Below are 7,915 nucleotides of genomic sequence, written 5' to 3'. Positions count from 1 at the left end.
TGAGCGTCTCGTGGGCTCGGAGATGTGTGTAAGAGACAGCGGCATCACCGTCAGCCACGCGGCCGACGGTGGCCGCGGGCTGGCGGCGCTGGAGGCCAACGCCTACGACGCCGTGCTCCTGGACGTGATGATGCCGGGCATGGACGGCCTGGAGGTGTGCAAGCGCATCCGGGCGAAGAGCCGCATCCCGGTGCTGATGCTCACCGCCAAGGGCGACGAGACGGACCGCGTGGTGGGGCTGGAGCTGGGTGCGGACGACTACCTGCCCAAGCCCTTCGGCCCGCGCGAGCTGCTCGCCCGCCTGCGCGCGGTGCTGCGGCGGGCGCAGCCGGCGGCGGTGGCGGACCGGCTCGAGTCGAGCGGGGTCTCCATCGACGTGTCCGGGCGCGAGGTGAAGGTGGAGGGGCGCGCGGTGGAGCTGACGGGCCTGGAGTTCGACCTGCTGCTCGCGCTGGTGCGGCGGGCGGGCCGGGTGATTCCCCGCGACGCGCTGCTGGGCGAGGCGGGCCGCAGCGACACGGTGGTGAGCGAGCGCACGGTGGACGTGCACATCTCCCACCTGCGCCAGAAGCTGGGGGACGTGGGCACGCGCCTCATCAAGACGGTGCGCGGCGTGGGCTACGTCTTCGCCAAGGAGGGCGCCTGATGGGCTGGGGTCACCACCACTGGCCTCCCAAGCGGGAGGACTGCGGGCCGGAGCTGCACCGGAGGTTCGGCCGCCACGCCCAGGCCCATGCCCGCCGCCGGCGCATGTTCCACCTGGGCCGGCTGGGCTCCTACGTGCAGGCGCGGCTGCGGCGGCGGCTGTTCGTCATGTTCGGGCTCACCATCCTGGTGACGGTGCTCGTGGTGTCGTGGGTGATGAACCTGACGGGCGGCAACAGCTGGCGGCAGGAGACGGACCGCATCCGCGCGTTCGTGGGACACCAGTTCGCGGAGGTGTGGGACGCGCCCGCCGAGCGCGACGCCCTGATGCGGAGCATCTCCGACGACCTGGACGTGGACGTGGTGCTGACGGACCTGTCCGGCGCGGTGGTGGCCCGGGGCGGCGCCCCGTGCTCGAAGCCGGACGCGACCCTCCCGGTGATGCGGCAGGACACGCAGCTGGGCTCGTTGCAGGCCTGCTACCTGCAGACCCGTTCGCGGGGCCCCTGGCGCGCAGTGCTGCCGCTGGGCATCGCGGTGCTGGTGCTGTGGACGGCGGCGGGCGGCATCTCGTTCCGGCTGGCGCGGCCGGTGGACACGCTGGTGAAGGCCACGCAGGAGCTGGGCGAGGGCCGGCTGGGCGCTCGGGCGAGCCTGGACCGCCACACCACCGGCGAGTTCGCGGTGCTCGCCGAGTCCTTCAACGACATGGCGGCGCGCATCGAGAAGCAGATGGCGGACCAACGCGAGCTGCTGGCGGCGGTGTCGCACGAGCTGCGCACGCCGCTGGCGCGGCTGCGGGTGCTGACGGAGCTGCTGCGCGACGGCGGCGGCAACCCGCGCACGTTGGACCAGGTGGACCGCGAGGTGGTGGAGCTGGACGCGCTGGTGGGCGAGCTGCTCGCCAGCTCCCGCCTGGACTTCGGGCAGCTCACGCCCAAGGTGCTGGAGGCGGGGGTGCTCGCGGCGCAGGCGCTGGAGCGCGTGGGGCTGTCCGCGACGCTGCTCCAGCCGGAGACGGACGACGTGTCGCTGATGGCGGACGCGACGCTGCTGGGCCGGGCGTTGGTGAACCTGCTCGACAACGCGCGCAAGCACGGCGTGGGCGTGGAGGCGCTGCGCATCCAGGAGCACGGCCAGGAGCACCTGTCCTTCAGCGTGGAGGACCGGGGCCCGGGCCTGCTGCCCGGCGAGGAGCAGCGCATCTTCCAGCCGTTCTACCGGAAGGACCGGGGCGGCGAGGCGCGCGAGGCCGGCTCGCTGGGGCTGGGGCTCGCGCTGGTGCAGCGCATCGCCAAGGCCCACGGCGGTGAGACGTTCGCGGAGAACCGGCCCGCCGGCGGCGCGCGCGTGGGCTTCACGGTGCGCAAGGCCGGGCCGCCGGGACCGGTGTCGAACACCCACGGGTGAAGGGGCCGCTCAAGCAGCCCCCTCCCCTTGGGGACTACTGCTTCGCCTGCGCGTCCGTCGCGGCGAAGGAGAACGTCGCCTCCGCGGGCGCGCCGTCCTTCACGGTGACTTCCGCCGTCTTCGTGCCCAGCGTCTCGTGCCACGCCTCCAGCGTGTACGTACCCGCGGGCAGGCCCGTCAGCGTGAAGGAACCGTCCGCGCCCGTGGTGGTGAAGTACGGGTTGGGGTTGCTCACCACGTAGGCCGTCATCCACGGGTGCACGTCGCACTTGAGCCGCAGCACCTCCGCGTCCGAGGGCATCGGCTTCTGCACCGGCGCTCCGGAGGGCGGCTGCGCCACGTTGAACAGGGGCTTGGTGCCCACCACGCCGCGCACGTTGTGCAGCGTGCCGTCGCTGTTCTTGAACACCACCTGCTGGCCCGCCACCGCGCCCTGCACGCGCGGCACGTAGGTGCACTTCGACTGGTCCACCTCCACCGGCGTGGACGGCGCCGCGGGCGCACCCGCGACCGGCCCCTTCACGCGCACCAGCACGTTCTGGAGCTTGCCATCCTTCACCAGCACGGACTGCTCCTTCTCCGGCCGTCCGTCACACGCGGGGTCGACGCTGGGCGCCAGGTCCGCCATCACCGGAGGCGTGCCGGTGAACGACACCGTGCCCTTCACCACGCCGTTGCCCGCGGGCGCCGCCGGAGCCGCCGCCTCGCCCGCCCCCGCGCCCGCCGTGGGAGCCGGAGGCACGGCCTGCTGCGTGGGAGCCGCCGGACGCTCGGCGGGGGGCGTGGGCGCCTCATCCTTCTTGCACGCGGGCAGGGCCAGGAGCCCCGCGACACCGACCATCGACAAGCCAAGCAGACGCAGCTTCATGAGGCGGTCTCCTCTGGAGGATGTTTCGTGATGCGGTGCCCGCCGTCGTAGTGGAAGGCACCGGGCAAGTCCATCGACACACGGGGCGCGGCTACTCGCGGCGGCTCACGCTGAACGCGGCCAGCCCCACGAACACCGCCGCGAACGCCAGCAGCGCGGGCACCTCCCACCCCACCGTCGCACCACCCTGCGAGCCCACCGCCAGCGACGCCTGCGCTCCGTACAGCGCGCGGCGCACGCCCTCCACGGAGAAGCGCATCGGGTTGAGCGTCATCACCCACGACAGCACCGGCCCCGCGCCCTTCACCGGGAACATGGCGCCGGAGAGCACCCACATGGGCAGCATCACCAGGCTCATCACCGCGTGGTAGCCCGCGCTCGACTTCACCCACCAGGCGAGCGCCATGCCCATGCCGGTGAGCGCCAGCGCGGACAGCACCATCACCGCCGCGAGCAGCGGGTAGTCCACCGCCTCCACGTCCACGCCCGCCAGCGGCGCGAAGAGCAGGAACAGCGACGCCTGCATCAGCGCGATGGTGGACGACCCCAGCGCCTTGCCCAGCACCACCGCCAGCCGCGAGCCCGGCCCCGCCAGCACCGCCTGGAGGAAGCCCTCCTTGCGGTCCTCGATGACGGTGATGGTGGCGAAGATGGCGCTGAAGAGCACCACCATGGTGACGACGCCCGGGAAGAAGAACTGCTGGTAGCCCAGCCCCTGCGCGCCCTCCACGCGGAACGAACCCGCGAAGCCGGAGCCGATGACGAACCAGAACAGGATGGGCTGCGCCAGCGCGCCCACCACCCGGCTGGGCTGCCGGAAGAAGCGCACCACGTCGCGCGAGAGCAGCACCCACACGGTGGCCCACTGGAGCGCCAGCGTCCCCGGCTCCCGGCGGTGGACCGGCGCGGCGGGCGCGTCCAGCGAGGAGGACGGAACAGGCACGGGGATGTCGGCGCTCATCGGCGTTTCCTCGGCGCGGGCGTGGGCGAGGGAGCATCCGCCCCCAGGGCCTTCCCGGTGAGCTGGAGGAACACGTCCGCCAGCGTGGGCCGGCGCAGCGACACGGAGGCGAACCGTCCCGGAGGGAAGGCCTCCACCAGCCGCGGCACCAGCGCGTGTCCCTGCGAAGCCTCCACCTGCACCCGCCCCTCCACCACCGTCGCCGCGAGCCCCAGCCGCTCCGTCACCTGCGCGGCCAGCGCCTCCGGCTCCGGGCCCTCCAGCGTGAGGATGTCGCCGCCCATGCGCGAGGCGAGCGCCCGGGGCGTGTCGCACGCCACCAGCTTCCCGGCGTCCAGCACCGCCAGCCGGTCGCACCCTTCCGCTTCATCCGCGCGGTGCGTGGTGAGCAGCACCGTGACGCCCTGCGCGTCGCGCAGCCGCTTGAGGTGCGTCCAGAAGGTGCGGAAGGCCGCCTCGTCCAGGCCCTGCGTGGGCTCATCCATCAGCACCACGCGCGGCTGGTGCACCAGCGCCCGCGCCAGCTCCAGCCGTCGACGCATGCCGCCCGACCAGGTGCCCACCTTCTCATCGCCCCGGTCCTGCAGGCCGATGAGCGACAGCATCGTCTCCACGCGCGCCTTCGCGTCCGCGCCCGTGAGGCCGTACAGCCGCGCGCCCAGCAGCAGGTTCTCCCGGGCGGTGAGCAGGTCATCCAGGCTGCTCTTCTGGAAGATGATGCCCATCTGGCGCCGCAGCGCCGGGTCGCTCAGGGACAGCACCTTGCCGGCGAAGTGCACCTGCCCCGCGTCCGGCGAGAGCAGGCCCGCGAGCAGCTGGAAGGTGGTGGACTTGCCGGCGCCGTTGGGCCCCAGGAGGCCCAGGATTTCGCCCGGCTGCACGGACAGCGACAGCCCGTCCACGGCGGTGCGCTCGCCGAAGCGGCGCGTGAGCCCCTCGATGCGCAGCAGCGGCGGGGGCGGGGTTGGAACGGAGGTGTCAGGCATGCGAAAGGCGGCCTCGCACCCGGACGCAGCGAGGGGGTGCTAGCCGCGGGGGATGCGGTCCAGCGCCATCACGGCGAACAGGCCGGTGAGATACACGAGCGAATACAGGAACGTCTGGCGCGCCCAGGGCTTTCCCAGGTGCTTGAAGAAGCCCCACGCCCCCAGGCCGAGGAAGCCCAGGCCCAGCACCACCGCCGCGGCCAGGTACCAGGTGCCGGCGATGTGCAGCTGGAACGGCAGCAGCGTCATGGGCACCAGCGCCACCAGGTAGAGCACCACCTGCGCGCGGCTGGACTCGTCCCCGCGCTCCAGCGGCACGGACTTGAGGCCCGCGGCGGCGTACTCGTCCTTGCGGAACAGCGCGATGGCGATGAAGTGTGGCATCTGCCAGAGGAACATGATGGCGAACAGCGCGAAGCCGCCCGCGTCCACCTGGTCCGTCACCGCCGTCCAGCCCATGAGCGGCGGCAGCGCGCCGGGAATCGCGCCCACCAGCATCGCCGCGGACGTGCGGGCCTTGAGCGGCGTGTACGCGAGCACGTAGCTGAGCAGCGCGACGAGCCCCAGCACGCCGGTGAGCAGGTTGGCGCCCAGCACCAGCGCGGGCAGCGACACCGCCGCCAGCGACAGGCCGAACCACAGCGCCGTGCTGGGGTCCATGCGCCCGGCGGGCAGCGGCCGGTTGCGCGTGCGCGCCATGAACTGGTCGCTGTGACGCTCCCAGTAGCAGTTGAACGCGTTCGCCGCGCCCACCGTGCCCGCCGTCGCCAGCAGCGTCACCAGCGTCCGCACCGGCGTGAAGTGCCCCGGAGCCATGAACATGCCGCCCGCCGCGGTGATGAGCACCAGCGACGACAGCCTCGGCTTGGTGAGGGAGATCAGGTCGGACGCGGTGGACGACTGGGACAGGGCACGCGCGCTCAAGCGGACTCCAGCAGGTAGTCCCTGGACCGCGGTCGCTCCCGGCTACCGGTCAAGGGGGTGTGGGGTGGACCCTCCCATACCGTCACCCGGGAGGGGTGGCAAGGCTGGGGCTCCCCGCCACATCAGCCTGCCTTGTCGCCCCCCGTCAAAAACGAAACGCCGCGAAGCCCGGGAAGGGGGCCTCGCGGCGTGGGGGACAGCGGGAGGCGGAGCTTCAGTTCCCCGCGAGCCGCTGTGCGTCGGCGAGGTACTCGCCCTTGGGCTCGCGCCGCACGTACTCAGCCGCCAGCGTCTTGACCTTGCCCGACTGCTTGGCGTCCTTGGAGAGCAGCTGCGCGTAGAAGTAGTAGACCGCCGAGTAGTTCTCGTCGGCCTGCAGCGCGCGCTGGTAGGTCTCGTCCGCCTTCGCGGCGTCGCCCTTGCCCTGGTAGACGCGGCCCAGCTCCGTGAGCGCGTTGGCGACGCGGTCCGGCTGGCCGAAGAACTCCTGGCTGGCCTTCTCCAGCTGCTCCTTCGACTTGTCCCACTCCGAGCGCTCCCGGTAGATGGCGCCCATGGCGAGCCGGGCCTCCGGGTTCTTCGCCTTGGGGTCCTTCACCGCGCGCTGGTACTGCGCGAGCGCGTCCTCCAGCTTGTTCTGGCGGCGGTAGGCGTTGCCCAGCATCACCACCAGCTTGGGGCTGTCGCCCATCGTCTTGAGCGCGGTGACGAGCGCCTCGGAGGCCTCCTTCTCACCGCCCGGCTTGCCCATGAGGGCCTTGGCCAGCTCGACGTGGAACTGAGCACGGCTGCCGTCCGCGCGGATGGCCTTGCGGATCTCCTCCGCGGCCGCGTCGAAGTTGCCCTCCGCCAGCAGGCGGCGGCCCTTGATGAGGTTCAGCTCCGGGTTCTGCTTGTCGAGCGCGAAGCCGGTCTCCTCCGCCTTCGTGACCTCCTGCTTCGCCTTGGCGGGCTCCGCCGGCACGCCCGTGGCCTCGGTCAGCAGCTGCTGCTGGTCCGGCTTGAGCGTGGGCATGGCCAGCGCCACGCGGGCGATGAGCAGCGAGCGCGCGAGCTGCGCGGTGGCGAGCTGACGCGGGCTGGGCGGGGGCTCCGCCTCCAGCAGCTTCTTGATGTCCCGGCTGGCCACCGCGTAGTTCGGCGCGTCCTGCTCCAGCATCAGGAGCGAGCGGCCCAGCAGCGACTCCGGGTGGTCCTTCTCGTAGCGCAGGGCGAAGTCGTAGTTCTTCCAGGCGGTGTTGTCCTGGCCCAGCCGGCGGTACACCGCGCCCAGGCCCGCGTAGACGCGCGGATCATCCGGAGCCAGCGCCTGCGCGCGCTCCAGGCTGTCACGCGCGCGCTCCAGGTCACCCGCGTTCATCTGGATGAGGCCCAGCGTGAGGTACAGGAGCGAGGACGCCTTGTTCTGGTCGTTGAGCTCCTTGACCTGCGTCTCCAGCGAGGCCAGCGCGCCCTTGCCGTCACCGCTGTACGTCTTGATCAGCGCCTGAGCGGCGATGAGGTGGCTGGACAGCTCCTTGCCCTTCTGGGCCGCCGCCAGGTGCTCCTCGGCCTGCCGGCGCGCGTCGTCGCCGCCGCCGTGCTCACCCCAGCGGATGGCGTACGCGTACGCCAGATAACCGTGGGCCGCGGTGGAGTCGGCGTCCACCTCCAGGGCCAGGTCCGCCGCCTCGCACGCCTTCTTGTAGCTGGCGAACGAGTCGTGCTTGAGCTGCTCGGTGGCGACGTCCAGGTTCTTCTTGAGCTCGCGGCTGCGCTTCTTGGCCTGCGCCGAGTAGAAGCCGTATCCACCCGCGAACAGCGGGATGAGGATGAGCAGGACCATCGACAGCATCTTGCTGCCGTTGCTCTTGGGCGGGCTCTTGCGGCGCGACGAGGGCTCGTCCTCGTCGTCCTCGACCTCTTCCACCACCACCTGCGGACGGCGCTGGGTGGGGCGCGAGGCGGAATCCGACGGGCGCGCCGTGCGGGCCGCCTGCTGGGACGGGGCGTTGATGCGGCCCACGGACGCGGTGGCGGGCGCTTCAGCGGCGGCGGGCGGGGCCGTCACGGGGACGGTCGCCGCGGAGGGCGCTTCAGCGGCGGCCGGGGGCGGCGCGGCCACGGGCGCGAGCACCGGGG

Annotated in this window: 7 protein-coding genes; 2 read left to right on the top strand and 5 right to left on the bottom strand. The window is 72.3% G+C overall.

Translation table 11 applies throughout. The features are described 5' to 3' along the window. Positions 1-22 precede the first annotated feature (22 nt). Complete coding sequence (locus tag D7X99_RS40780) at positions 23-646, top strand: response regulator transcription factor (RefSeq protein WP_233614174.1); 624 nt, start codon at positions 23-25, stop codon at positions 644-646. After that, positions 646-2,055: an ATP-binding protein gene (locus D7X99_RS40775; RefSeq protein WP_121782444.1), complete on the top strand. Its 1,410-nt coding sequence runs from the start codon at positions 646-648 to the stop codon at positions 2,053-2,055. Before D7X99_RS40780 ends, D7X99_RS40775 begins: the two co-directional genes overlap by 1 nt. 34 nt (positions 2,056-2,089) lie before the next feature. Here the strand turns inward: D7X99_RS40775 and D7X99_RS40770 are convergent, their stop codons facing one another. From D7X99_RS40770 to D7X99_RS40750, 5 genes are all read right to left on the bottom strand, one after another. Next, on the bottom strand, positions 2,090-2,923 hold the full coding sequence (locus tag D7X99_RS40770) for a carboxypeptidase regulatory-like domain-containing protein (protein WP_121782443.1): 834 nt from the start codon (positions 2,921-2,923) through the stop codon (positions 2,090-2,092). 91 nt (positions 2,924-3,014) lie between these two features. Continuing rightward, the gene (locus D7X99_RS40765) at positions 3,015-3,884 is read right to left on the bottom strand and encodes an ABC transporter permease (protein WP_121782442.1); all 870 of its coding nucleotides are present in this window, start codon (positions 3,882-3,884) and stop codon (positions 3,015-3,017) included. Beyond that, the gene (locus tag D7X99_RS40760) at positions 3,881-4,870 is read right to left on the bottom strand and encodes an ABC transporter ATP-binding protein (protein ID WP_120578927.1); all 990 of its coding nucleotides are present in this window, start codon (positions 4,868-4,870) and stop codon (positions 3,881-3,883) included. The genes D7X99_RS40765 and D7X99_RS40760 overlap by 4 nt, the downstream gene beginning before the upstream one ends. Positions 4,871-4,909: 39 nt before the next feature. Next, a complete protein-coding gene (cyoE, locus tag D7X99_RS40755; protein ID WP_121782441.1) occupies positions 4,910-5,794 on the bottom strand; it encodes a heme o synthase in 885 nt (294 codons plus the stop codon). A gap of 214 nt (positions 5,795-6,008) precedes the next feature. Then, positions 6,009-7,915: tetratricopeptide repeat protein (locus D7X99_RS40750; RefSeq protein WP_121782440.1), on the bottom strand; the 1,907-nt coding region annotated here is incomplete at its 5' end.

This window comes from Corallococcus sp. AB032C (genome assembly GCF_003668935.1).
Taxonomy (GTDB): Bacteria; Myxococcota; Myxococcia; order Myxococcales; family Myxococcaceae; genus Corallococcus; species Corallococcus exiguus.
This window is presented reverse-complemented; position numbering and strand designations above follow the sequence as displayed.

Coding starts and splice junctions, on each gene's coding strand:
- D7X99_RS40765 (WP_121782442.1), bottom strand. CDS start 3,884: ATGAGCGCCGACATCCCCGTGCCTGTTCCGTCCTCCTCGCTGGACGCG.
- D7X99_RS40770 (WP_121782443.1), bottom strand. CDS start 2,923: ATGAAGCTGCGTCTGCTTGGCTTGTCGATGGTCGGTGTCGCGGGGCTC.
- D7X99_RS40775 (WP_121782444.1), top strand. CDS start 646: ATGGGCTGGGGTCACCACCACTGGCCTCCCAAGCGGGAGGACTGCGGG.
- D7X99_RS40760 (WP_120578927.1), bottom strand. CDS start 4,870: ATGCCTGACACCTCCGTTCCAACCCCGCCCCCGCCGCTGCTGCGCATC.
- D7X99_RS40780 (WP_233614174.1), top strand. CDS start 23: ATGTGTGTAAGAGACAGCGGCATCACCGTCAGCCACGCGGCCGACGGT.